Source organism: Roseateles oligotrophus, assembly GCF_025717515.1.
GTDB classification, from domain to species: Bacteria; Pseudomonadota; Gammaproteobacteria; order Burkholderiales; family Burkholderiaceae_C; genus Paucibacter_A; species Paucibacter_A oligotrophus.
Genome location: NZ_JAJIRN010000003.1, coordinates 275,728 through 297,061 on the forward strand (window position 1 = coordinate 275,728; position 21,334 = coordinate 297,061).

The window sequence follows — 21,334 nt, forward strand, 5'->3', positions numbered from 1 at the left end:
ATAGTTTGCAACTTGGTACGATCAAAGATCCACTTTGCGGCAATATCATGGATCCAATTGATAGACCCACCTTGACACTGGACCCGGCCGGCATGTGCTTGCAGCCGGGCCAGGGGCTGGCGCAGCAGATTCATGCGCAGTTGAAGGACAAGATCCTGCAAGGGGCATTGAGCGCCCGCGCGCGCCTGCCGACAACGCGCGAATTGGCCGCGGCCCTGCAGGTCTCGCGCAACACCGTGGTGCGAGCCTATGAGTCCCTGGTCAGCGAGGGCTTTGTGGTCGGGCGGGTCGGCGCCGGCTGCTTTGTCGCCGATATTGCCGAGATCGCGAAGCTGGCCCGGCCAAGCTCCGGCGGCTTGCCGCGCAGCGCGGAGTTGGCCGAGCACGCAGCGACCGAAATCCCGCAGACCGCGCAATGGGCGCGCTTGCAAAACTACCAAACCCTGTCGGCCGTGCAAGGCCCGACGCCGGCCTTTCGGCATGGCCTGCCGGCGCTGGATCTGTTCCCTCATGCCCTGTGGGCGCGCTTGCAGGCACGCTTTTGGCGCGAACAAGGGCGACCGCAATCCAGGTCGCAGCGCCGGCCCGGCGCCTCCACCACCCCCAGCCTCAGCTATGGCGAGCCGGCCGGCCTGCCGCGTCTGCGTGAGTTGATCGCCGCCTATCTGAGCCACTCACGTGGCCTGCGTTGCAGTGGAGAGCAGGTCATCGTCACGGCCGGCTCGCAGCAGGCGATCGCGCTGGCCGTGCTGGCGCTGGTGGAGCCGGGCGACCGGGTTGGCATGGAGTCGCCCGGCTACCGCGCGGCGGCCGCCGCGCTGGGCTTGAGTGGCGCGCAGGTCGTGCCGGTGCCCCTCGACAGCCAAGGTCTGCGGGTCGGCGCGCTGCAGGCCTTGGGGCGGCTGAGCCTGGTCTACACCACGCCCTCGCACCAATACCCGACCGGGGTGGCGATGAGCTTGCAGCGCCGGCTCGAACTGCTGGCCTGGGCCGAGCGCGAGCGGGCCTGGATTTTGGAGGATGACTATGACGGCGAGTACCGCTTCAACGGCGTGCCGTTGGCGCCGCTGGCCACCTTGGCCACGCCCGATCAGCAGCAGCGCACGCTTTATATCGGCAGCTTCTCCAAGCTCTTGTTCCCCGGCCTGCGCCTGGGTTATCTGGTGGCGCCAGCGGCTTGGCTGACGACGCTGGCCAAGCTGCGCGGCGTGCTGGACCGCCAGTCTTCGATTGCCGATCAGGTGGTGATGGCCGACTTCATGGCCGAGGGGCATTTTTTGCGCCATGTGCGGCGAATGCGGCGTGCGGCGCTGGAGCGGCGCGATACCTTTCTGGAGGCCTGGGCGCAAGACCTGACCCCGAGCCTGCCGGCCGCCTATCAAGGCCTGCGACTGCTGCCGATCGATGCCGGCTTGCAAGCCGTGCTGCCCTTGCCGACTCGGGCCTTGGAGGCCAAACTGGTCACCGCTGGGGTGGCTGCGGGCATCGAGTTAGGAGGTTTGGGGCAGGTCGGTGGTTTGCCGGCGCATAGCCAAGAGGCGGGCCTGGTATTCGGCTTCGCCTCGGTCACGCCGGCCGAGATACGCCGCGCGGTGGCGGTGCTGGCAAAGGCCTGGCGGCCGGTGTGGGGCCTGAGCGCGCGGTAAGAAGGAGAAGAGGCGCCGACCGATGAGCCGGCCCCTCGGCCTCACATCAAACCGACTTGCGGCGGCGGGCCATCATGCCTACCAGGCCTAGGCCGGCGAACATCAAGGCATAGGTCGATGGCTCCGGCACGGCAGCGGTCATGACCAGATTGTTGGCGGTCAACCAAGTGCCTGGAACATCGCCGACGGAAATGGTCAAGGAAGTAATGGTGCCTGTGGACACAAAGCCCATGAAGCTGTTGATGTCGGTGCCGAGCAAGTCGATATTGGTCGTACCGCTGGAATCGACCACGGTCAAGTGAGTGGTCTGGTTGGCTACAAAGGCACCGAACAGGTCGGAGCCAAAGAAATTGCCGCCAATGCCCTTCACCGAAGCGCTGAAGTTGTCGAATGTCACCAGCGCCTTGCGCTCGTTGGTGCTCAACCACACATCGGCCGGATCCTCGCCGGCGGTCCAGAAGGAAGTTTCGCCGGACGTCACCGTGCCGGTGTAGCCGATCGCGCCGGCGTTGCGATTGATAGGCCCAGCAACTTGCGCTCCGACCGGCATGTCGTTGAAGGTGTCGGTGCCTCCGCCAGCGGCGGCGGCGTTGTAGCTCGCCAGGCTGTTATAGACCGTCACGGTCGCCTGAGCGGTACCCGCGATTGCCAACAGAGCGGCCAGGGCCAGTGGTTTGATAAACAGGTTTTTGGTCATGATGGGTTAACTCCTTGAGGTGTAATAAGGCCGCCTTGATTAGCCGTTATGACCGAAGAGGCAGCTGCACAAATATCCATCTCCGATGCAGCGGCAACAACCCGTATATTCGATTAATGGCAAACGACTACATATCAACCCGAATGTGTTTCCGGCCCTATGGACCTTGACCTACGGGGGAACGCGGGTGTGGACTAAATCTTGCCCGTGAAGATGCGCCCCAACCAGCCCAGATACCAGTCCAGCAAGGCATGCCAGCGGCTTTTCTTTGCGACCAAAGCCTTGATTGGTGCGGCGGCATAACGTTCTTGCAGTGCGGTGTTGAGGTTAGCAAAAAAGTCGCCGGCCATCTTTTGCGCCGCCATATCGACCAGGCGCGAGCCAATCTGCGCGAGCTTGCCGCCGACGCTGGCTTGCACTTCGTAGTGCAGCAGGGTCTGTGCCGCACCCTGCGCCTCCAGGCGCACTTGCGCGCTGCCCTTGCCATGGCCGGCCGCGCCACCATGGCCCTCGAACGTCAGGCCGTAGCTGCTCGGCGGCTGCAAGTCTGAAAGCTTCAGCTTGCCCTTGAACCTGGCCTTGACCGGGCCGACGGAAACCGTCAACAAGGCCTCGTATTCATGCTCGCCGATCAAGGTCAGGCTGTCGCAGCCGCTGATGCTGGCCTTGAGCAGTTCGGCGTCATTGAGGGCTTCCCAGGCTTGGGTCTGGGAGACGGGCAGGGTTTCTTGTCCGGACAAATTCATGCTGGCGCCGAATCCGGGGTCACTGTGTCGCCGCGACCGCCCGCCCGGTCAGCACCGGGATCAGTGCTGCCCGGTAGTCGGCTGAGCCGTGCAGATCGCCGTTCAGCTTGCTCGCGCTGATGCCGACCTGCGCGGCCGACGCCGCGCTCCAATTTGCTTGCAGTGCGGCCTCCATCGCCGTGAATCGGAACACACCTGCCGCCGCGCCCGTCACCGCCACACGCACGCCGGCGGCGGTCTGGGCGACAAACACGCCGACCAGCGAGAAGCGCGAGGCCGGTTGTTTGAACTTCTGCCAAGCGGCCTTGTTCGGGACCGGGAAGCTGATCGAGCTGATGATCTCGCCCGGCTGCAAGGCGGTCTCGAACAGGCCCTTGAAGAAATCATCGGCGGCGATGCTGCGCCGGTCGGTGTAGATGGTCGCCCCCAGGCCCAGCACAGCCGCCGGGTAGCAAGCGGCCGGATCGTTATTGGCCAGGCTGCCGCCGAGCGTGCCGCGGTTGCGTACCTGCCTGTCGCCGATGCGGCCGGCCAGATCGGCCAGCGCAGGGATGGCGCGCCGTACTTCATGACTCGCGGCGACCGTGGCATGGGTCGTCATCGCGCCGATCACGACATGGCCACCATCTACCCGGATGCCTTTCAGATCGGCCAAGCCGCTCAGATCGATCAAGGCCTCGGGCGCGGCCAGACCGAGCTTGATTGCACCGAGCAAGGACTGACCCCCGGCGATCAGCTTGGTTTCGGCGTCTGCTGCCGCGCGGCCGGCCTCGGCCAGGCTGTTGGCCAGGGTGTAGGTGAAGGTTGTCATGTGCAAGCTCCTGAAGGTTCAGCGTGTGGCTTGAATGGCTTGCCAGACCGCATGCGGCGTGGCCGGCATCGCGATGTCCTTGACGCCAATCGCGTCGCAGATCGCGTTGATGACGGCCGGCGGCGAGCCGATGGCACCCGCCTCGCCGCAGCCCTTCACGCCCAAAGGGTTGTGGGTGCAGGGCGTTCCCTTGGCGGTCTTGATCAGGAAGTTGGGCAGGTCATCGGCGCGCGGCATCGCATAGTCCATATAGCTGCCGGTCAGCAACTGGCCGCTGTCCACGTCGTAGATGCCGTGCTCCAGCAGCGCCTGCCCTATGCCTTGGGCAATGCCGCCCTGCACCTGGCCTTCGACGATCATCGGGTTGACGATATTGCCGAAGTCGTCCACCGCGCTGAAGCGGTCCACCCGCACATGGCCGGTGGCCGGGTCCACCTCGACCTCGCAGACATAGCTGCCGGCGGGATAGGTGAAGTTTTTAGGGTCGTAAAACGCGTTTTCGTTCAGTCCCGGCTCCAGCGTTGCGAGCGGGTAGTTGTGCGGCACATAAGCCGTTAGCGACACGGTGGCAAAGGGCACGCTGCGGTCGGTGCCGGCGACCTTGAAGACGCCTTGCGCAAATTCGATCTCGCTGTCTGCCGCCTCCAGCAAATGGGCGGCGATCTTCTTGCCCTTGGCGATCACCTTGTCAAGCGCCTTGACGATGGCCGAGCCGCCGACCGACAGCGAGCGGCTGCCGTAAGTGCCCATGCCGAACAGCACCTTGGCGGTGTCGCCATGCTGGATATCGACATCCTCGAAGGGGATGCCCAGCTTGTCGGCCACCACCTGCGCAAACGTCGTTTCGTGGCCCTGCCCATGCGAGTGGCTGCCGGTGAATATCGTCACCTTGCCGGTCGGGTGCACCCGCACCTCGCCGGCCTCGAACAGGCCGGCTCGTGCACCGAGCGCGCCGGCGATGTTTGACGGCGCCAGCCCGCAGGCCTCGATATAGGTCGAGTAGCCGATGCCGCGCTTGAAGCCCTTGCTCTCGCTCTCGACACGGCGGGCCGCAAAGCCGGCCACATCGGCCAACTCGATCACGCTATTGAGCGTCGCGTCGTAGTCGCCGATGTCGTAGCTCAGGCCGACCGGTGTGGCATAGGGAAAAGTGCGGATGAAATTGCGCCGGCGCAGCTCGGCCGGGTCAATCTTGAGCTCGCGCGCGGCCGTCTCGACCAGGCGCTCCACCACATAGGTCGCTTCCGGCCGGCCCGCGCCGCGGTAGGCATCGACCGGCGCGGTGTTGCTGAACACGCCGGTGACTTCGGCGTAAATCGCCGGCGTCGTGTATTGGCCGGCCAACAGCGTTGCATACAGAATGGTCGGAATGCTGCTGGCAAAGGTGGACAGATAGGCGCCCAGATTTGCCGTGGTGCTGACCCGCATGGCGACGAACTTGCCGGCAGCGTCCAGGCCCAGTTCGGCCACGGTGGCATGGTCGCGGCCATGGGCGTCGGTCAGAAATGATTCGCTGCGCTCGGCGGTCCATTTGATCGGCCGGCCAAGCTGGCGCGTGGCCCAGGTCAGCGCGGTCTCTTCGCCGTAGAGAAAAATCTTGGAGCCGAAGCCGCCGCCCACATCGGGCGCCACCACACGCACCTTGTGCTCGGGGATGCCAAGCACAAAAGCGCACATCAACAGCCGCTCGACATGCGGGTTCTGGTTCGCCACATACAGTGTCCAGCTTTCGTCGCCGGGGTTGTAGCTTGCATTCGCGGCACGCGGCTCGATCGCGTTAGGGATCAGGCGGTTGTTGCGGAACTCCAGCCTTGTCACATGGGTGGCGCGGGCAAAAGCCGCGTCGGTGGCGGCCTTGTCGCCGCAGCCCCAGGTGTAGCAGACGTTGTCGGGTGCTTCCTCATGCACGCTGCTGGCTGCACCCTTGGCGCGGGCGGTGTCGACCACCGGCTTCAACTCCTCGTAGTAAACCTCGACCAGTTGCGCGGCGGCCTTCGCCTGCTCATAGGTCTCGGCCACCACCAGCGCGACCTGGTCGCCGACATAACGCACCTTGCCGTCGGCCAGCACCGGGTGCTTGGGCTCCTTCATCGGGCTGCCGTCCAGGCTCTTGATCAGCCAGCCGCAGGGCAGGCCGCCCACAGCGCGGAAATGTTCGCCGGTGTAGACCGCCAGCACGCCCTCGGCCGCAACGGCGGCTGCCGTGTCGATCGACTTGATCAGCGCATGGGCGTAGGGCGAGCGCAGGAAGTAAGCGAATGTTTGGCGCGGCAACACGATGTCATCGGTGTACTGGCCGCGTCCGGTCAAGAAGCGTGCATCCTCGCGGCGGCGGATGCTTTGGCCGATCAGGCCCTGTTGTGGCGCGTTCATGGCTGGCTCCTTGGCGCTGTGCCTCGGGCGCCGAGCATGACGGCGCGCACGATGTTCTGGTAGCCGGTGCAGCGGCAGAGATTGCCCTCCAGCGCTTCGCGCACCTGGGACTCGGAGTGACAGCCGTGATGTTGAACCAGGTCCACCGCGCTCATCACCATGCCCGGCGTGCAGAAGCCGCATTGCAGGCCATGGCATTCCTTGAATGCGGCCTGCATCGGGTGCAGCGTGCCGTCGGCGGCGGCCAGCCCTTCGATGGTGGTGATGTCGGTGCCGGCCGCCTGCACGGCCAGCATCGTGCAGCTCTTCACCGCATGGCCGTTCACATGCACGGTGCAGGCGCCGCATTGGCCGGTGTCGCAGCCGATATGCGTGCCGGTCAGGGCCAGGTCCTCGCGCAGCAGTTGTGACAGCAGACGGTCGGGCGCGGTCGCGCGCGTGATCGTCTCGCCGTTGACCTTGAGTGTGATCTTCTCGTGGCTCATATCGCGTCTCCTGCGGGGTGGCGGGCGGGTTCTTGATCCGCCCCATCATCGCCTTGGCGCTGTCGGCGCACCATCCACGGTTTACCCACCTGTATGCCCATACATGAGTCGCTCGGTCTGCTGGTTTATGTGTCAAGCTGGCACAGCGGCGGGCGGGCGGATCATGCGACCATCATGGCCCTGGCCCCGATGACTCCAGCACAGCTCAGCACCACAGATCATGGAAAAACCAAATCACCGCTTCAATGAACTGTTCGCCCAATTGGGCCTGCCCAATGATGCCGACAGCATCCGCGATTTCTTGAAAAGCCATGCACCGTTGGCACCGGAAATCGGCTTGGCCGACGCGCCGTTCTGGCACCCCGCGCAGGCCGAGATGCTGTGCGAGGAGCGTTGTGCCGACGCGGACTGGGCCGAGTTGGTGGATCAGCTCGACGCCTCGCTGCGTTATCGGGGCTGATACAAGATCTCACCGGATGACCTTTGGCGATCGGCGCCGCGCGTCGTACGATCTTGCCCATGGACAATGTCGACTTAGATGTGATTCGCCAGGTCGTGGCCTGGCGAGCGGCCGGGCGAGGCGTGGTGCTGGGCACCGTCACGCGCACCTGGGGTTCGGCGCCGCGACCTGTTGGCTCGATGGTGGCAGTGCGCGATGACGGCAGAATAGCCGGCTCGGTCTCGGGCGGCTGCATCGAGGACGACTTGATCACCAAGGTGCGCAATGGTGCTTTGAGCCTGACTCACCCGGGCTTGCAGCGCTGGGGCGTCGGGGCCGAGGAGGCCACACGTTTCGGCCTGCCCTGCGGCGGCACGTTGGAGTTGATGCTGGAGCCTCTTTCCAACGCCTCGATGATCGATGAGTTGCTGGCGTGCTTGGACCGCGGCGAGCGCGTTTGCCGCACGCTGGATCTGGCCACGGGCGCGGTGGTCTTGAGCCCGGCCTTGGCCGGTGCCGACCTGTTGACGCTCGATGAGAAAAACCTGGTCACCCACCATGGCCCGCAATGGCGCTTGCTCATCATTGGCGCCGGTCAGATGACGCAGTACCTGGCCAGCATGGCCTTGAGCCTTGACTATCAAGTCTTGATTTGCGACCCGCGCGAGGAATATGCGGATGCCTTCCGCTTGGCCGGCACGACGCTGACGCGCGAGATGCCCGACGATGTGGTCACCGCCTTCGCCCCCGATGGTCATAGCGCCGTGGTGGCCTTGACGCATGACCCCAAGCTCGACGATCTGGCCTTGATGGAGGCGCTCAAAAGCCCGGCCTTTTATGTCGGCGCGATTGGCTCGCGCGTCAACCAGAGCAAGCGCAAGGCCCGCTTGGCCGAGCATTTCGGCTTGACGAGCGCGCAGTTGGTGCGCCTGCACGGCCCGGTCGGCCTGCATATCGGCGCGCGCACGCCGCCTGAAATCGCGCTGTCCATACTCGCTCACATGACGGCCGAACGCTACGGTGTGAGTTTGAGCGGTTCACAGCTGCGCTCCGGTAACGAGGGCGCTTGTGCGGTTTGAACTATTGGCGGGGTTGCTGGCCTTGACTTGCGTTGGCGCTTGCGCCAACGCGACGCCGCGGGAGCAGGAGATTGCCGAATGCCGGCCCGGTGAAATAGCCACCTGGGCCGATGGCCGCGACCGCCCGGCCCTCGGCAAGCCCTTGGTCTTTGTCTACTGGGATTCCGGCGCGCCGACCTGGTTTTCATCCGCGCAGGTCATGGAATTGTTGAAACGCTCAAGCCAAGCCTGGGCGGGCTGCGGCATCGAGAGCCGGGTCAGTGCCCTGCTTGGCAATGCCCCGCTGCCTGCCGGTGCGGTGGTCGTGCAGTGGAGCGAGGCCGGTAGCCGAGGCAATTTTGGCCTGGCCAATCTGGGCCAGCGCACGCTGGCCTTGAGCCCGGCGATGTTCCAGCTGCTGCGCACCCGCAACCCCAGCTATCCGGCCGAGCAAACCTTGCAGATGGTCGTGTCGCACGAGATGGGTCACTTCTTCGGCCTGATGGCGCATTCGCGTCGCTGTATCGACGTCACCTCTTATTACACCGACGGCAAGGGCGGCAACTGCTATGCCCGTGACCGCTCGCAGTTGAAGACCGTGGTCGAATATCGCTCCATCCTGCCGACCGCCTGCGATATTCAGCGCTGCCGGATTGCCAATGGCCTGCCGGTAAACGCGCCCTGAATCCCTTTTTTTTGTTGCTGCTATTGTTCATGAAAATTTCGCCTCCCAGGGCCAAGGCGAGCCTGCTCGCACTCGGCATTAGCCTTAGCATCGGCCTGAGCTCGGCGCTTGCCGGGCCGCAGCCCGACTACCTCGCCGGCCGGGCGCTGCTCGAAAAACCGCAGCAGAGCGCCGCCGGCAACCGCGAACGCGGATTGATCTACACCTGGTTGTTCGCTATCGATGACCTGGCCGAGGTCGAGCGCCGCACGCGCAGCGCGCTCGACCCCGCAGCGAAGCCCGCCGCACTGCCCGCCGACCTGCAGGCGGCCGGACGCTTGGCGCTGGAGCAGCGCAACTTCGAGCGCGCGCAGGCCGCCTTTGAGCGAGCCCGCTCGCATGCCAAGGCCAAGCCCGAGGACAAGGCTGCCGCCATCAAGGGCCTGAGCCAAGTCACCTTCCAGCGCCGCGACTATGACGCGGCGCTTAAAGCCGCGCAGGCCAGCGTCAAGCTGCACGCTTCGGCCGATGGGTTGATGACGCTGGCCGACACCCTGATTCGCCTCGGCCGCACCGATGAGGCGATCGCCGCTGCCGAGCGTGCGCTGACGCTGGACCCGCAGCATGAGGTGGCGCATTACCTGCTCGGCAATGGCTATGCGCGCAAGAATTACAGCGAACTGGCGGCGCTGAAGCCCGCGGCGTTTGAACAAGCACAGCGGCTGACGCGTCAAGCCTCCGACGCCTTCACCGGCGGCGCCTTCAAGCAAGCCGCTGACTTGAGCGAACAGGCCTTGGCTCTGTTGCCCGGCTATGGTCGCGCGCATGCGGTGCTGGCCAAGGCGCTGGAGTCGCAGCGTTTGGCGCTCGACGTGCATCGCGCCGAGGCGGAGGCCCGCTTTGCCGCCATGCCCATGCCCGCTGTCCCCGGCATCGAGCGTTATGTCCTGAACTGGGCGCAACTGTCGCCACGCCACCAAAAGCGCGTGGCCTTGTCGATCGCGCCCTGGAAAGCCTATGTGCCGGTGTTGGTGGAGGGCGGCGCCACGCATTTCATCAAGCCGCTGCACATGAAGTTGTCAGAAACCCCCGGCGCGCAGGCGCTGAAGGATCAGCGCATCAATTACGACTCGCGCCTGTGGGACGACGTGCGCGGGGCCGGCGGCTTCAATACCGTGACCGGCATCGAGGATGTGGAGCGCTCGATCTTTGACCGCTACAACACCGTGTTGCACGAGTTGACGCATCAGGTGCATGGCGTGATGACGGCGGCCCAGGCGCGCGAGATTCAAGAGCTGTACCGGCGCGCCAAGCTGCGCGATGAGGCGACGCAAACTGGCTTCTTGTCGCGCTACGCCGGCGGCTCGGTGTGGGAGTATTTTGCCGAGGGCGCGAACAGCTTCGATTCGCCGCGCCGCGACGCCTTTGACAATCGGGAGATTGTGCGTGAGCGCCTGCTCGCGCTGGACCCCGAGCTGAAGACCTTGGTCGCGCGCCTGCTGGCCCAACAGGATGTTGGCGCCAGCCTGCCGATTGCGCTGCTCAATGCCGGCCATCAAAAACTCGAAGAAGGCGATGCGTCAGCCGCACTGGCCTTGTACGCCAGGGCGGCCAAGGTGGCGCCGCCGGATGATGAATTGGTGCTGACGGCGCAACTAAACGGTCTCTCGTTCACTGGCGACAGCGCGGGCGTGGTCGAGATCGCCGCGCAGGCCTTGCAACTGCACCCGCGCAGCGGCGCCCTGCGTGTCGGCGCGGCCGATGCTTTGTGGCATGCCGGCCGGAGCTTGAGCGAGGTGACCGACGCCCTGGCCGCCAGCCGCGCCGGTTTGGCCGGTGATGAGGACCGTTACCGGGTCGATTTGGCCTTGGGCGACAACTACCGCAAGCTCGGCGACGGCCCGCGTGCGCTGGCCGCTTTTGATGCGGCGCTGGCCTATCAATCCGACAGCCCCGAGGGGCTATGGGGCCGGGCGGCTGCGCTGGCCATGCTGGATGAGCGCTGGGCCGAGTCCTTTGCCGTCTATGAGCAGGCGCTGCGCCTGCGCACCGGCCTGGTCGAGTTGCGCGCCGACCTAGTGCAAGACCTGATCCGCGCCGGCCGCTTCGACGCGGCGGCCAAGCAGTTGGCAGAGGCCCAGTTGCTGGACGGCGACGACCCGCGCTTGTTGGCCTTGGGTGCCTGGCTGGCGCTTGAGGACAAGGGCCTTGGCAAGGGCGCGGGCAAGGCCCAGGAGCCTGCCGAGCTGGCTTTGTTGAAGGCCACGAAGGCGCTGGAGAAAGCACCTTGGAACGACCTGGCGCTGATCGTCAAGGCTGCGGCCCTGAAGTCATTGGGCCGCAGCGACGAGGCGGCCCTGGTCCTGGCGCCGCTGCGCGAGCGCTTGTCTACGGGCGCCCCACCGCAATGGTTGTACCGGGCGGACAAGTCGAGTTGGGTTTCGGTGCACGAGCTACCGAACGTGGAGCATGGCTTGTTGCGGCGCCTGGTGGGAGAGTGAGTGATGAAGAGGACGGGATACCCTTGACGTTTTTCGATTCGCCCAATTTATTGGGCGATAAATTGTCAATGTGGCACATTAATCTACTGAGGTAGATTGTTACTTCCAGCCCGTCAATTTGAGTTGCTGATCGTGTTTTTCCCTCCCCCTTGTTAAGGGCGCAAATTTGTGCCGATGGAAGATTGGAGACCCAATGACCCAAACCACCAAAGTCCTCGCGCTCTGCGGCAGCCTGCGGGCCAAATCATCGAATAAGGGCTTGCTGCGTTATGCGCAGTCCAATGCGCCCGAGGGTATGAGTATCGAGATTGCCGACTTGGCGGCGATTCCGTTTTACAACGCGGACATCAGCGAACCGCCGGCGGCGGTCACGCAGTTGCTGGCGCAGTTTGGCAATGCCGATGCGTTCATTTTTGGCGGCCCCGAATACAACTACTCGATCTCACCGGCGCTTAAAAATGCTTTGGATTGGGCCTCGCGCGCGCCAAACAATGCGCTGCTGGGCGGTAAGGCCGCTGCCATCATGGGCGCCGGCGGCGGCATGGGCACCTCGCGGGCGCAATACCATTTGCGTCAAGTCTGTGTGTTTGTCGACGTCCATCCTTTGAACAAGCCCGAGGTATTCGCGAACGCGTTTGCGGGTCAGTTTGATGCCGATGGCAATCTCACCGACGAGAGGATCAAGGACGGTGTGAAGGCTCAGTTGGCAGCGCTGGCGGCTTGGTCCTTGCAGCTGCGCAAGTAGCGGCCTTGCCCCGCGCCGAAACGCATCCCATCCATTGCGGCTTGAGAGCGGCGCATGCTTGGCCTACAGTGCTGCAGCGCCAGGGGGCAGTAGGGCCACTCCGGGCCCACTGTCGCATTGGCCCTTCTCCAAGCATTCCAAGGTCTTTTGCATGATCAGCACTTCACCTCGTCGCCGCCTGTTCGGTACTTTTGCGCTAGCCACGGCGGTCGGACTATGGGCCTTGCTTGGCTCGGCCAGGGCGGCAACGCCTGTTGACGAAGAGGGCTTTCGGCGCATTGGCGGGATCGAGCAATGGGTCACCATCCACGGCCAAGACAAGAGCAAACCGGTGCTGCTGTTCTTGCATGGCGGCCCAGGCAGTCCGCTCAGCCCTTTTGCCAAACGCATCTATGGCGACTGGAGTCGTGACTTCGTGCTGGTGCAATGGGACCAGCGCGGCGCCGGGCTCAGCTTCGGGCGCAACCCCGAGCAGGCCGGCAGCTCGCTCACTCTGGAGCGCATGGTTGCAGATGGCCTTGAGCTGACGGAGCGACTGCAGCAGCAATTCGGCCCGCGCAAGGTCTTGCTGATGGGAGGCTCTTGGGGTTCGGTGCTTGGCGTGCAAATGGCGAAACTCCGGCCCGACTTGTTTGCCGTCTATGTGGGGACGGCACAGTTGGTCAGCGCCCAGGCCAATGGCGCAGCCAGCTACAAGCAGACCCTGGCCCTGGCCGAGGCGGCGGGTGATGCCGGAACTGTCTCCGCGCTGAAGGCCATAGGCCCACCGCCGCACCGCGATCCGCGGGCATTCGGGGTGCTGCGCCGTGCCATTCGTGCTTACGAGGCCAAGGGCAGCATGCCAGCGCCGCGCGATTGGTGGCAATCCGAGGCCCGCTATCAGAGCGCCGATGCCCAAGCCGCGACGGAAGAAGGCGAGGAGTATTCTTTTCTGCAGTTCGTGGGCTTGGCCGGTGACGGCATATTGTCCAAAATCGACCTGCCTGCGCTGGGGCCCGAGTACCTCATCCCCATGCATTTCATCCAGGGTGAGCTGGATCTGCTGACGCCGCTCACGGTCACGCAGGGCTTTGTGGATAGCATCCGCGCGCCCGAGAAGTCACTCACCGTCGTGCCTTTGGCTGGCCATGACCCCAACCCCGCGCTGATTGAGGCGCAGCACAGACTCTTGCTGCGTGCCGCGCAGCAGATGTCGAAAGAAAACTGACACGGCGCCGGCACAAATTGGAAACTACTCATGGATTTTCTGTCGCAATCGCTGCTCCTGAAGAGCGCCCTGTCGTGCGGCAACTCCTGCAGCTCTACTTGCACGACTTCTCCGAGTTCGACGGCGACGATGTGAATGAAGCCGGCCTGTACCACTACCCATGGGTGGAGGAATATTGGCAGGCACCGAAGGCGGCGTTTGTTTTCAAAGTGGCAGGACGCTATGCGGGCTTTTGCCTGGTGGATGGAGCCGAAGCCGGTTTGTTGCTGCCGGGCAGTGAGCATGCGATTTGCGAGTTTTTTGTGCTGCGCAAGTATCGAAATAGCGGCCTGGGCCGCTTCGCCGCCGCCGCTGTGTTCTCCTCGCTGGCCGGGCGCTGGGAAGTCGCCGAGCATGCCAATAATCATGGGGCTCAAGCGTTTTGGCGCAGCGTCATCGACGACTTCAGCCGAGGCAAGTTCAGCGAGCAGCAGCTGAAAGATGACGACTGGCATGGCCCGGTGCAAAGCTTTGTCCACGCCCCAACGGGCTAGCATGATGTTAGGAAGCTGACCTTGAAAACTCTCCATACCGACCGTCTGGTCATTCGCCCCATGTCCGCCGTAGCCGACGCGGCTTTCATGTTGACCTTGTTGAATGACGCCACTTGGCTGCGCTTTATTGGCGACCGCGGGGTGCGCACCCTGGAAGAAGCGCAACGCTATATCGAGACTGGCCCGGTCGACATGTATGCCCGTTTGGGTTTCGGCTTCTGCATTGTCGAATCGAAGCAAACAGGGCTGGCGCTCGGAGCCTGCGGCATCTCTCAACGGGACTACTTGGACAGCCCCGACATTGGCTTTGCTTTTTTGCCCCAGCATGCGGGTCAGGGCTACGCCTTCGAGGCCGCCGCTGCGGTGCTGCGTTATGCGCAAACCGAGCTGGGCCTGACAACCATTCTGGCGACCACGCGGCTTGACAATCTGCGCTCCCAACAGCTGTTGGAAAAGTTGGGTCTGCGCTTCGAGCGCCTGATGCCGCATCCGGACGGCAGCGAGCGCCAGCTGATGGTGTACGGGATCAGGGCGCCAGAGCCTGACTTTTTGAGCTGAGCCGCGTCGCTGATAATAAGCGCTCAACTCAGGAGTTAGCACCATGGCAGGACCCGCCCGCGCCGGCGCCCTTATCTACGCGCATAGCTTGGACAAGCTTTCGGCCTTCTACCAACAGGTGTTGGGCATGCGCTTGTTGCACGCCAACGCCGAGCTTCAGGTGATCGCTTCGACGGACTTTCAGCTGATCATCCATGCCTTGCCCGCGCCGGTCGCGGCGACCTTCAGCATCGCCGTGCCTCCCGCACCGCGTGAGGAGCAGGCGATCAAGTTGTTTTTCACTGTGGATAGCATGGAGGCGGCCGCCTCGCGCGCGCGCTCGCTTGGCGGCGATCTGTTCGGCCCGGTCTACGCGGGGCCGGGCTTTCAGATGCGCAATGCCTACGATCCGGAAGGCAATGTGTTTCAGCTCCGGGAAACGCCGGCCCCGGAGCAGCTCTATAGCCCGGCAAGCTGAGTAGCGCTGCCGTCAGAACTGCCACCGCAAAGAGGCCGTCAGGCTGCGCTCGGTTTGCGCGGGCGCATTGCCCGTCAAACGCCGGGCCGGGCGCGTGCTCTTGACCACCAGCCATTCGCCGAGTAAAGACCAGCCTTGCCGCAGCGGCAAGGCGTAGGCCAGCGCCAAGGCCCGACCATCTTCATGATTGGGGTCGCTCGGCAGAATGTCGTTTTCGCGGGCACGGAAGCGGTCATAGCGCAGGCTCAGATGACCTTGCGCGAACGGATGGCTGGCAAGCAAGTAGCCGGCCTTGAAGCTCAGGCGCACCGCCTGCGGACCCATCAAGGTTTCGCCGCTCATCAGTTGGGCGGCTAGCTCCCATTCGCCGGCCGGTCGCAGGCGCAACCCGATATGGTCAAAACGGGTGTGCCAAGCGTATTGACCGTTCTTCTCGACCAGCGGGTCGCCCCGGTTGTCGTAGTGCAAAGCGCTCAACTCGACTTGCTCGGTGTAAGCATATTGGCCGCCCAGGTAATAGCCCGCCCGGCCGTCCAGCTCGCGAAAAAGGTGCACGCTGCGGTTCTGTTTGGGGATCTCGCCACTGGGCCTATAGACCGGCAAATCGGCCAGCAGCAGGCCTTCGGTCAGCCCGGACACCCGGTCGCTGATCGACCATCCGCGCCAGCCCATCAATGTGCCTGCGGGGTCATTGCCGCCAAAGACCGCCAGGGTCAGGCCGAAGTCGTGCAGCGAGTTGCTCTGACGCCCTTTGTGCGTCAACGTCAATTCAGCACCTTGGGTGCGCAGCTCTTCGCCGATCCAGCTGTTGACGGCCGAGCTGGACACCGTCCGGGACGGCGTCCAGCCGATGCTGTCGTAGTCAAGCTCCAGGCTGCTGGCGGGAAAGAAGGCCCCTAATTTGACCCGTGTCTTCCAGGCGCTGCTGGGCAAGGGGCTCCAAAGCAGCCAGGCTTCGTTGACGTCCAAAGCGCCGGCGCGGTCATCGGCCGCGCTCAGGACCAAACGGCCCGTGATGGTGTTGGACAACAGATCTGCTTGGGCCGACAAGAAGGCCTGGCCCAGGCGAAGCCCGCTTGATTGCTTGTCATGGCGCAGTTTGCCCAGGCCGGCGTCGGTCCAACTGCGTTCGGCGTCCGTATGCAGCGCCCGCATATCCAGCAAGCCATGCCACTCGACGGCGGCGGCCGGCGGCGTGCCGCTCAACAGCGCCCAGCCCGCAAACAGCGGAGCAATCGCTGTGCAAAATAATGCCTTCAAAGCTGTGCCTGCAAAGAAATATAGCTGCTGCGTTGTGCAGCCTTGGTGGCAATTTGGCCAAGGTCGAGGTAGGCGACCGTCAGGTTCAGCTTGGGGCTGATCCACCAGGCCACGAACAGATCCATTGCCCGCGTTTCGGGTGCATTGCTCAGCAGGCTGGGCTTGCCGCGCCACTCGATGCCGATCGCCAAATTGTCCCGCGGCAGTAGGGCCAGCGACATCTCGAGCTGCGGCTGCAAGCTGCCGCCGCGGTCGCCGCCGAAGCCCAGCAGACCCATCTGGTTGGCGCGCGTGCCGCGCAGGGTCAGGTGGGTGAGCAGGTTGTAGCCGCCCGTAGCCCCCAGCCACAGCTTGGTCGCGGCCGCATAGGGCTCGGTGTCATGGGCACGCTTGGCGCCCAACAAGCGGGGCACGGTCATGTCGCGATTGCGCTTGTGCTGCAGGCCGAGGGCCAATTGCGGGCGCCAACTGTCGGCATCGAAGACCGCGTCACCGAGCACGCGCCACTTCAGCCCGAACAGGTCCAGGCCGAGGTGCTCGCCCGGCACGGTATCGGACAAACCGAAGCGCCAGCGCGCCAGCGACAGCTCGACGCTGTCATACCAGCCGACGGCGGCGCCGGCCGCATCCAATGTGTAGCCGCCGCGCGTGTGGGCCCGCGTGACGAAAGCTGAGGCGCCAATTTGGTCACGGCTGCCGCTGCCGGCGATCATGGCCCAAGGTGTCAGGCCGCCGCCGGCCGCGCCTTCGATCTGGCTGACCCCCGAACTGCCCAGCAGCCGCTCGCCGGCACAGCTCGGGTCGGCCCAGATTGCTGCAATCAGCATCAGGCCTTGCCAGCGAATCAGTTGAGGGTGCTTCTCTGGCATGGCGTCTCAAGTTGGGCTAAGTGAAGTCGATAAAGTTTGCTGTAGGCGCGGCAAAGGCGTGTGCGCGCCTCATTCATTCATCGGACGTTCGCCAAGCGGCTGAAGCCCTCATTTTGCAAATCGAAACCCACCATGCCGAGAGTTCGTCTCCTTCCGCCGGCTTGCCTGCTGCTTGTGTTGCTCGGCTGTGCCGCGACGCCACCCGCCAGCCTGTTTGAGCGCCTCGGGGGGCCGGCCGGGGTATCGGATTTGATGGGCCGCACTTTGGCGCGCGCGGCCGCCGACCCGCGCACCCAACGCAGCTTCGAGGGCATCAAACTGAGCCCTTTGCAGCAAAGCCTGACCGAACAGATCTGCGCGCTGGCAGGGGGCGGATGCCGCTACCAGGGCGAGACCATGGCCCGTGTCCATCAAGACCTGCATATCAAGCCTTCGGAATTTGATGCCTTTGTCGAAATGCTGCGCCAGGAAATCGATCGCGGCGGCAGCGACGCGAGGGCGAAGAATGAGTTGCTGCGCCTGCTGGCACCCATGAAACAGGCTATCGTTAGCCCTTGACGACTTAAAGCCTGCCGGAATCGAGCCCAAACCATGAAGTTGATTTCCCCCCGCGCGCTGCTGGCGTCAAGCCTTTTGGCATGTTCGGCCGCCCAAGCGCTGCCCTGGACCGTGCAGCTGAATAGCGCGGCCGGCAAGCCGGTGGCGGGCGCGGCCGTTGCCGTGGAGCTGCTGGGCCGCGCCAGCAAAGCCGCCAGCTCGGTCAAGGCCGAGATGGCGCAACGCGAGCGCCAATTTCAGCCCGCCTTGTTGATCGTGCAAACCGGCACGGCGGTCAACTTTCCTAACTTCGACGTGGTTCGGCATCATGTCTATTCCTTCTCGCCGATCAAGGTCATCGACGTCAAGCTCTACTCAGGCACGCCGAGCGAACCTATCGTGTTCGACAAACCCGGCGTCGCAACGCTCGGATGCAATATCCATGACCGTATGAGCGCCCATATCGTCGTCGTCGATAGCCCCTTGTTCGGCATCACCGACGCGAATGGCAGCGTCAAGTTCGAGCTTCCGGCCGGAGAGCACAGGCTCAAGGTTTGGCATGCCGGCATGAAGACGCAGACCTTGCAAAGTCAAACGCTGGTCGTGCCTGCCAATGCGCCGGCCGGCGACGCGCAGACCAGCCTCACGCTGAGCGAATGAGGGTCGCCGTGACGCTGCCGGCCTATCTGAATCTGCGCCGCCTCGAAGGGCGCATCGTGGCGCTCTTTCTGGCCCTGTTGCTGGTGGTGCAATTTGCCAGCTTCGCCGTCATCCGCTCCAGCATCGCGCGCAATGCCGATGCTTCGATCGCGGCTGAGCTCAAGACCGGTGACCGGGTCTTCAGGCGCTTGCTGGCGCAGCGGGCCGACAAGCTGAACGATGCGGCCGAGCTGCTGGCCAAGGACTATGGCTTCATCAAGGCGGTAGGCCTGCCCTTGGCCGAACAGGGCACGGTCGAAACCATCAAGGACGCGCTGGCCAACCAGGGCGAACGCATAGGCGCCAGCGTGGTGGCCTATTTTGATAACGAGCAAGCGCTGGTGACAGCAACCCGCGACGACGCCAGCCGATTTGCGAGCCTGTTGAAGCAGCAACTTGCGCGTGCCGAATCGGAGCAGCTCGCACATCTCTCGCTGCTGGGTGGGCAGGTCTATCAAGTCGCGGTCGTGCCGGTCAAGACACCCGCCCAAGTGGGTTGGATCTTGATGGGCTTTGTGCTGGAGAAATCGGCGCTGCAGGATTTGCAAAAGCTGTCCGAGTTGCAGGCCGTCATCGTGATGCAGGACGAGCGTGGCCAATGGCGCAGCCTGCTGAGCCTGCTGGAGCCGGCCGAGGCCGATGGCGTGGCGCGCCTGATCCCGCCCGGCGGCGGCTTGTTCCCGGTCGACATGGGCGCCGACCATATGCGCGGCCTGTGGGCGCCTTTGATGGCCCCGGAGCAGCAGAAACAACAGCAGCAACTCGGTGTTTTGTTGCTGCGCTCATTTGACGCTGCGGTCGCACCTTACCGCGAATTGCAACTGACCTTGTTGGCCCTGACCTTGATCGGGGTGGCGGTCTTCGCGCTGGGATCGGTGCTGATGGCCAGGCGCATCAGCGGCCCGGTGAAGGCGCTCGCGCTGTCGGCCGACCGCTTGGGCCAGGGTGACTACGAAACGCCGGTGCTGCGGCAATCGGTCGATGAGGTCGGTGATCTGGCGGCGGCCTTCGAGTTGATGCGCCGCGGCATTCGCGAGCGCGATGAGAACCTGAGCCAGCTGGCCTATAAAGACCAGCTGACGAATCTGCCCAATCGTTCTGGTTTCAGCGAAGGTTTGGCCTTGCGGCTGAGCCAGAGCAGCGCGCCCTTCGCCTTGCTGCAGCTGGGCCTGGACCGTTTCAAGCATGTCAATGATGTGCAGGGCCATGACTTCGGCGACCGGCTTTTGTGCGCGGTGGTGCTGCGTTTGCAAACCCTGCTGGGGGCGCAGTCGCGCAGCCTGGCGCGCCTGGGCGGTGATGAATTTGTGCTGCTCCTGGAGCATGCCGATGAGGAGGCCGCGCGCGCGGCGGCGGAAACGATTCGCCTGGACTTCGAGCGCGCGCTGTGCATAGCTGAGCAGACCGTTGACCTCAGCGCGGGCATAGGCATTGTGCTGTCGCCGGCCCATGGGCAAGACGCCAAGCTGCTCTTGAGCCGCGCGGCCTTGGCCATGGTGGCGGCAAAGAAGCGCCAGACCGGCAGCGCGATCTACTCCCCCCAGCTCGACGCGGGCAGCCAGGAGTCACTGTCCTTGCTGAGCGAATTGCGCCGAGCCGTCGAGGGTGGGCAGCTGCGCCTGTATCTGCAGCCCAAGGTCGAACTGAAGACGGGCCGCGTCATCAGCGCCGAGGCCTTGCTGCGCTGGCAGCATCCCGAGCGGGGCTTGGTGCCGCCGATGCAGTTCATTCCTTTTGCCGAGCAAACCGGCTTCATCCGGGAATTGACGCGCTGGGTGCTGGCCGAATCGGCGCAAGCCTGGGCCGCACTGAACGCGCAAAACCAGGCCTTGCGCATCAGCGTCAATTTGTCCACCCGCGACCTGATGGATCAGGACCTACCGGCCAAGATCAGCGCGATGCTGGCCCAATATGGCGCCAACACCGATTCGCTGTGCCTGGAGATCACCGAAAGCGCCATCATGGACGACCCGCAGCGCGCGCTGGAGACCTTGAACCAGCTGCACGAGATGGGCTTCAAGCTGTCCATCGATGACTTCGGCACCGGCTACTCCTCGCTCGCCTATTTGAAGGGCTTGCCGGTCGACGAGTTGAAGATCGACAAGAGCTTTGTGCTGGCGATGGAAACCGATCTGGGTGATGCCAAGATCGTGCGCTCAACCATAGAGCTGGCTCACAATATGGGCCTGACCGTGGTGGCCGAAGGCCTTGAGACCGGCATGGCCTGGAAGCTGCTGGCCGAGTTGGGTTGCGATGAAGGACAAGGTTATTTCATCGCCAAGCCGATGCCGCAGGAGCAGTTCTCGGCTTGGTTCAAGGCCTGGTCGGCTCCCGACCTCAGTCACGAGTCGGTGGAAACCATGCTGGGCAGTTTGAGTGCTTGATCAGCCGCGCAGCGCCGTGCCGACTGGTTTGCGTCGTGTCAGCGCCACGCCCAATAGCGCCAGACCGAGCAGGCCATAACTTGACGGTTCCGGAACCGCGAAACTCAAAAGGCCGGATTCGGTGTAGCTGCCGGCCATGGTCAGCGGCTGATCAAAGCTGATGAAACTCAAGCCATAACCGCTGGCTCGGCTGAAGGCGCCGCTGCCGCCGAGGATTTGGTAGTCGATCTCGAACTGGCCGTCACCGTCCAGGTCACTGCCGGTCAACAAGCCGCTGATGCTTGAGGCCAGATCCAGGCTGCTGAACTCGAAGCTGCCGCTGAGCGTGTTGGTGCTGGCGTCGAGTTTGAACAGCACGTTTGAAAGCAGCGACTCGGTGACATCGGAGCCAAAGCCTGGCTTGATGCTGCCGCTCCAAAGCCCCGTGCCTTGCGCGGCGTCGATTGCTGGCTGAGTTCCGGCCCCGTCAAAGAAAAGGTTGACCGGGCTCGGGCCGGCTTGGGCGGCCAGCGCAAGCGCAGCGCAAAGGCCCAGCATCAGTTGGCCGGCGGTTTTTTTAAAGGTAGGCATTATTGAAAATTCCCTGGGTGAAGTTGAGGATCGCGTCAAGCCATACGCCGCGTCGGGGCGATTGGATGCAAGAGATTCATTTCAATGACCTTGCA

At 64.0% G+C, this 21,334-nt stretch carries 21 protein-coding genes; 13 read left to right on the forward strand and 8 right to left on the reverse strand.

The window, feature by feature from the left end; all coding sequences use genetic code 11:
* The first annotated feature begins 47 nt into the window (after positions 1-47).
* Positions 48-1,646, forward strand: coding sequence for a MocR-like pyridoxine biosynthesis transcription factor PdxR (gene pdxR / locus LNV07_RS07340; protein ID WP_263570528.1), 1,599 nt, complete (start codon positions 48-50; stop codon positions 1,644-1,646).
* 46 nt (positions 1,647-1,692) lie between these two features.
* Here the strand turns inward: pdxR and LNV07_RS07345 are convergent, their stop codons facing one another.
* The 5 genes from LNV07_RS07345 to LNV07_RS07365 all read right to left on the reverse strand — a co-directional run bounded on the left by LNV07_RS07345 (position 1,693) and on the right by LNV07_RS07365 (position 6,758).
* A complete protein-coding gene (locus tag LNV07_RS07345; protein WP_263570529.1) occupies positions 1,693-2,343 on the reverse strand; it encodes a PEP-CTERM sorting domain-containing protein in 651 nt (216 codons plus the stop codon).
* A 194-nt stretch (positions 2,344-2,537) separates the two neighbouring features.
* Entirely contained in the window at positions 2,538-3,089 is a 552-nt protein-coding gene (locus LNV07_RS07350) for an SRPBCC family protein (RefSeq protein ID WP_263570530.1), read from the reverse strand.
* Between the two features lie 19 nt (positions 3,090-3,108).
* Positions 3,109-3,900, reverse strand: coding sequence for an FAD binding domain-containing protein (locus LNV07_RS07355; RefSeq protein ID WP_263570531.1), 792 nt, complete (start codon positions 3,898-3,900; stop codon positions 3,109-3,111).
* Between the two features lie 18 nt (positions 3,901-3,918).
* Positions 3,919-6,273, reverse strand: a complete 2,355-nt coding sequence (locus LNV07_RS07360; protein WP_263570532.1) for a xanthine dehydrogenase family protein molybdopterin-binding subunit — start codon at positions 6,271-6,273, stop codon at positions 3,919-3,921.
* Positions 6,270-6,758: a (2Fe-2S)-binding protein gene (locus LNV07_RS07365; RefSeq protein WP_263570533.1), complete on the reverse strand. Its 489-nt coding sequence runs from the start codon at positions 6,756-6,758 to the stop codon at positions 6,270-6,272. The genes LNV07_RS07360 and LNV07_RS07365 overlap by 4 nt, the downstream gene beginning before the upstream one ends.
* Positions 6,759-6,978: 220 nt before the next feature.
* On the opposite strand from LNV07_RS07365, the gene LNV07_RS07370 reads away from it, so the two are divergent.
* The 9 genes from LNV07_RS07370 (at position 6,979) to LNV07_RS07410 (ending at position 14,920) form a co-directional block, all read left to right on the forward strand.
* Positions 6,979-7,218: a DUF2789 domain-containing protein gene (locus tag LNV07_RS07370; RefSeq protein ID WP_263570534.1), complete on the forward strand. Its 240-nt coding sequence runs from the start codon at positions 6,979-6,981 to the stop codon at positions 7,216-7,218.
* Positions 7,219-7,277: 59 nt separating this feature from the next.
* Positions 7,278-8,276 carry an XdhC family protein gene (locus tag LNV07_RS07375; RefSeq protein ID WP_263570535.1) on the forward strand — a complete coding sequence of 333 codons (999 nt, stop codon included), beginning with the start codon at positions 7,278-7,280 and terminating at the stop codon, positions 8,274-8,276.
* The gene (locus LNV07_RS07380; protein WP_263570536.1) at positions 8,266-8,940 is read left to right on the forward strand and encodes a zinc metalloprotease; all 675 of its coding nucleotides are present in this window, start codon (positions 8,266-8,268) and stop codon (positions 8,938-8,940) included. Before LNV07_RS07375 ends, LNV07_RS07380 begins: the two co-directional genes overlap by 11 nt.
* 29 nt (positions 8,941-8,969) lie before the next feature.
* Complete coding sequence (locus LNV07_RS07385) at positions 8,970-11,420, forward strand: tetratricopeptide repeat protein (protein WP_263570537.1); 2,451 nt, start codon at positions 8,970-8,972, stop codon at positions 11,418-11,420.
* A 193-nt stretch (positions 11,421-11,613) separates the two neighbouring features.
* Complete coding sequence (locus LNV07_RS07390; protein ID WP_263570538.1) at positions 11,614-12,165, forward strand: NADPH-dependent FMN reductase; 552 nt, start codon at positions 11,614-11,616, stop codon at positions 12,163-12,165.
* Between the two features lie 151 nt (positions 12,166-12,316).
* The gene (locus LNV07_RS07395) at positions 12,317-13,372 is read left to right on the forward strand and encodes an alpha/beta fold hydrolase (protein WP_263570539.1); all 1,056 of its coding nucleotides are present in this window, start codon (positions 12,317-12,319) and stop codon (positions 13,370-13,372) included.
* A gap of 74 nt (positions 13,373-13,446) precedes the next feature.
* Positions 13,447-13,905: a GNAT family N-acetyltransferase gene (locus LNV07_RS07400; RefSeq protein ID WP_263570540.1), complete on the forward strand. Its 459-nt coding sequence runs from the start codon at positions 13,447-13,449 to the stop codon at positions 13,903-13,905.
* 21 nt (positions 13,906-13,926) lie between these two features.
* Complete coding sequence (locus LNV07_RS07405; RefSeq protein WP_263570541.1) at positions 13,927-14,463, forward strand: GNAT family N-acetyltransferase; 537 nt, start codon at positions 13,927-13,929, stop codon at positions 14,461-14,463.
* Between the two features lie 43 nt (positions 14,464-14,506).
* Positions 14,507-14,920, forward strand: a complete 414-nt coding sequence (locus LNV07_RS07410; RefSeq protein ID WP_263570542.1) for a VOC family protein — start codon at positions 14,507-14,509, stop codon at positions 14,918-14,920.
* A gap of 12 nt (positions 14,921-14,932) precedes the next feature.
* Here the strand turns inward: LNV07_RS07410 and LNV07_RS07415 are convergent, their stop codons facing one another.
* Together LNV07_RS07415 and LNV07_RS07420 are read right to left on the reverse strand one after the other, a co-directional pair.
* Positions 14,933-16,180 (reverse strand): hypothetical protein, encoded by a 1,248-nt coding sequence (locus tag LNV07_RS07415; RefSeq protein ID WP_263570543.1) that lies wholly within the window; start codon positions 16,178-16,180, stop codon positions 14,933-14,935.
* A complete protein-coding gene (locus LNV07_RS07420; RefSeq protein ID WP_263570544.1) occupies positions 16,177-17,049 on the reverse strand; it encodes a DUF3034 family protein in 873 nt (290 codons plus the stop codon). Before LNV07_RS07420 ends, LNV07_RS07415 begins: the two co-directional genes overlap by 4 nt.
* Before the next feature lie 132 nt (positions 17,050-17,181).
* Here LNV07_RS07420 and LNV07_RS07425 point away from each other — a divergent pair, with 132 nt between their 5' ends.
* Genes LNV07_RS07425 through LNV07_RS07435 form a run of 3 tightly spaced genes read left to right on the forward strand, consistent with a single transcriptional unit; the run spans position 17,182 to position 20,669 of the window.
* Complete coding sequence (locus LNV07_RS07425; RefSeq protein ID WP_263570545.1) at positions 17,182-17,607, forward strand: group I truncated hemoglobin; 426 nt, start codon at positions 17,182-17,184, stop codon at positions 17,605-17,607.
* 33 nt (positions 17,608-17,640) lie between these two features.
* The gene (locus LNV07_RS07430; RefSeq protein ID WP_263570546.1) at positions 17,641-18,246 is read left to right on the forward strand and encodes a methylamine utilization protein; all 606 of its coding nucleotides are present in this window, start codon (positions 17,641-17,643) and stop codon (positions 18,244-18,246) included.
* Positions 18,243-20,669 (forward strand): putative bifunctional diguanylate cyclase/phosphodiesterase, encoded by a 2,427-nt coding sequence (locus LNV07_RS07435; protein ID WP_263570547.1) that lies wholly within the window; start codon positions 18,243-18,245, stop codon positions 20,667-20,669. The genes LNV07_RS07430 and LNV07_RS07435 overlap by 4 nt, the downstream gene beginning before the upstream one ends.
* Here LNV07_RS07435 and LNV07_RS07440 read toward each other — a convergent pair whose 3' ends face one another.
* Positions 20,670-21,239 carry a PEP-CTERM sorting domain-containing protein gene (locus LNV07_RS07440; protein WP_263570548.1) on the reverse strand — a complete coding sequence of 190 codons (570 nt, stop codon included), beginning with the start codon at positions 21,237-21,239 and terminating at the stop codon, positions 20,670-20,672.
* Between the last annotated feature and the right edge of the window lie 95 nt (positions 21,240-21,334).

Bases quoted from the DNA above. Each gene is read 5' to 3' on its own strand.
- LNV07_RS07385 (WP_263570537.1), top strand. From the start codon at position 8,970: ATGAAAATTTCGCCTCCCAGGGCCAAGGCGAGCCTGCTCGCACTCGGC.
- LNV07_RS07425 (WP_263570545.1), top strand. From the start codon at position 17,182: ATGCCGAGAGTTCGTCTCCTTCCGCCGGCTTGCCTGCTGCTTGTGTTG.
- LNV07_RS07360 (WP_263570532.1), bottom strand. From the start codon at position 6,273: ATGAACGCGCCACAACAGGGCCTGATCGGCCAAAGCATCCGCCGCCGC.
- LNV07_RS07410 (WP_263570542.1), top strand. From the start codon at position 14,507: ATGGCAGGACCCGCCCGCGCCGGCGCCCTTATCTACGCGCATAGCTTG.
- LNV07_RS07390 (WP_263570538.1), top strand. From the start codon at position 11,614: ATGACCCAAACCACCAAAGTCCTCGCGCTCTGCGGCAGCCTGCGGGCC.
- LNV07_RS07395 (WP_263570539.1), top strand. From the start codon at position 12,317: ATGATCAGCACTTCACCTCGTCGCCGCCTGTTCGGTACTTTTGCGCTA.
- pdxR (WP_263570528.1), top strand. From the start codon at position 48: ATGGATCCAATTGATAGACCCACCTTGACACTGGACCCGGCCGGCATG.
- LNV07_RS07345 (WP_263570529.1), bottom strand. From the start codon at position 2,343: ATGACCAAAAACCTGTTTATCAAACCACTGGCCCTGGCCGCTCTGTTG.
- LNV07_RS07420 (WP_263570544.1), bottom strand. From the start codon at position 17,049: ATGCCAGAGAAGCACCCTCAACTGATTCGCTGGCAAGGCCTGATGCTG.
- LNV07_RS07375 (WP_263570535.1), top strand. From the start codon at position 7,278: ATGGACAATGTCGACTTAGATGTGATTCGCCAGGTCGTGGCCTGGCGA.
- LNV07_RS07370 (WP_263570534.1), top strand. From the start codon at position 6,979: ATGGAAAAACCAAATCACCGCTTCAATGAACTGTTCGCCCAATTGGGC.
- LNV07_RS07440 (WP_263570548.1), bottom strand. From the start codon at position 21,239: ATGCCTACCTTTAAAAAAACCGCCGGCCAACTGATGCTGGGCCTTTGC.
- LNV07_RS07365 (WP_263570533.1), bottom strand. From the start codon at position 6,758: ATGAGCCACGAGAAGATCACACTCAAGGTCAACGGCGAGACGATCACG.
- LNV07_RS07350 (WP_263570530.1), bottom strand. From the start codon at position 3,089: ATGAATTTGTCCGGACAAGAAACCCTGCCCGTCTCCCAGACCCAAGCC.
- LNV07_RS07435 (WP_263570547.1), top strand. From the start codon at position 18,243: ATGAGGGTCGCCGTGACGCTGCCGGCCTATCTGAATCTGCGCCGCCTC.
- LNV07_RS07430 (WP_263570546.1), top strand. From the start codon at position 17,641: ATGAAGTTGATTTCCCCCCGCGCGCTGCTGGCGTCAAGCCTTTTGGCA.
- LNV07_RS07355 (WP_263570531.1), bottom strand. From the start codon at position 3,900: ATGACAACCTTCACCTACACCCTGGCCAACAGCCTGGCCGAGGCCGGC.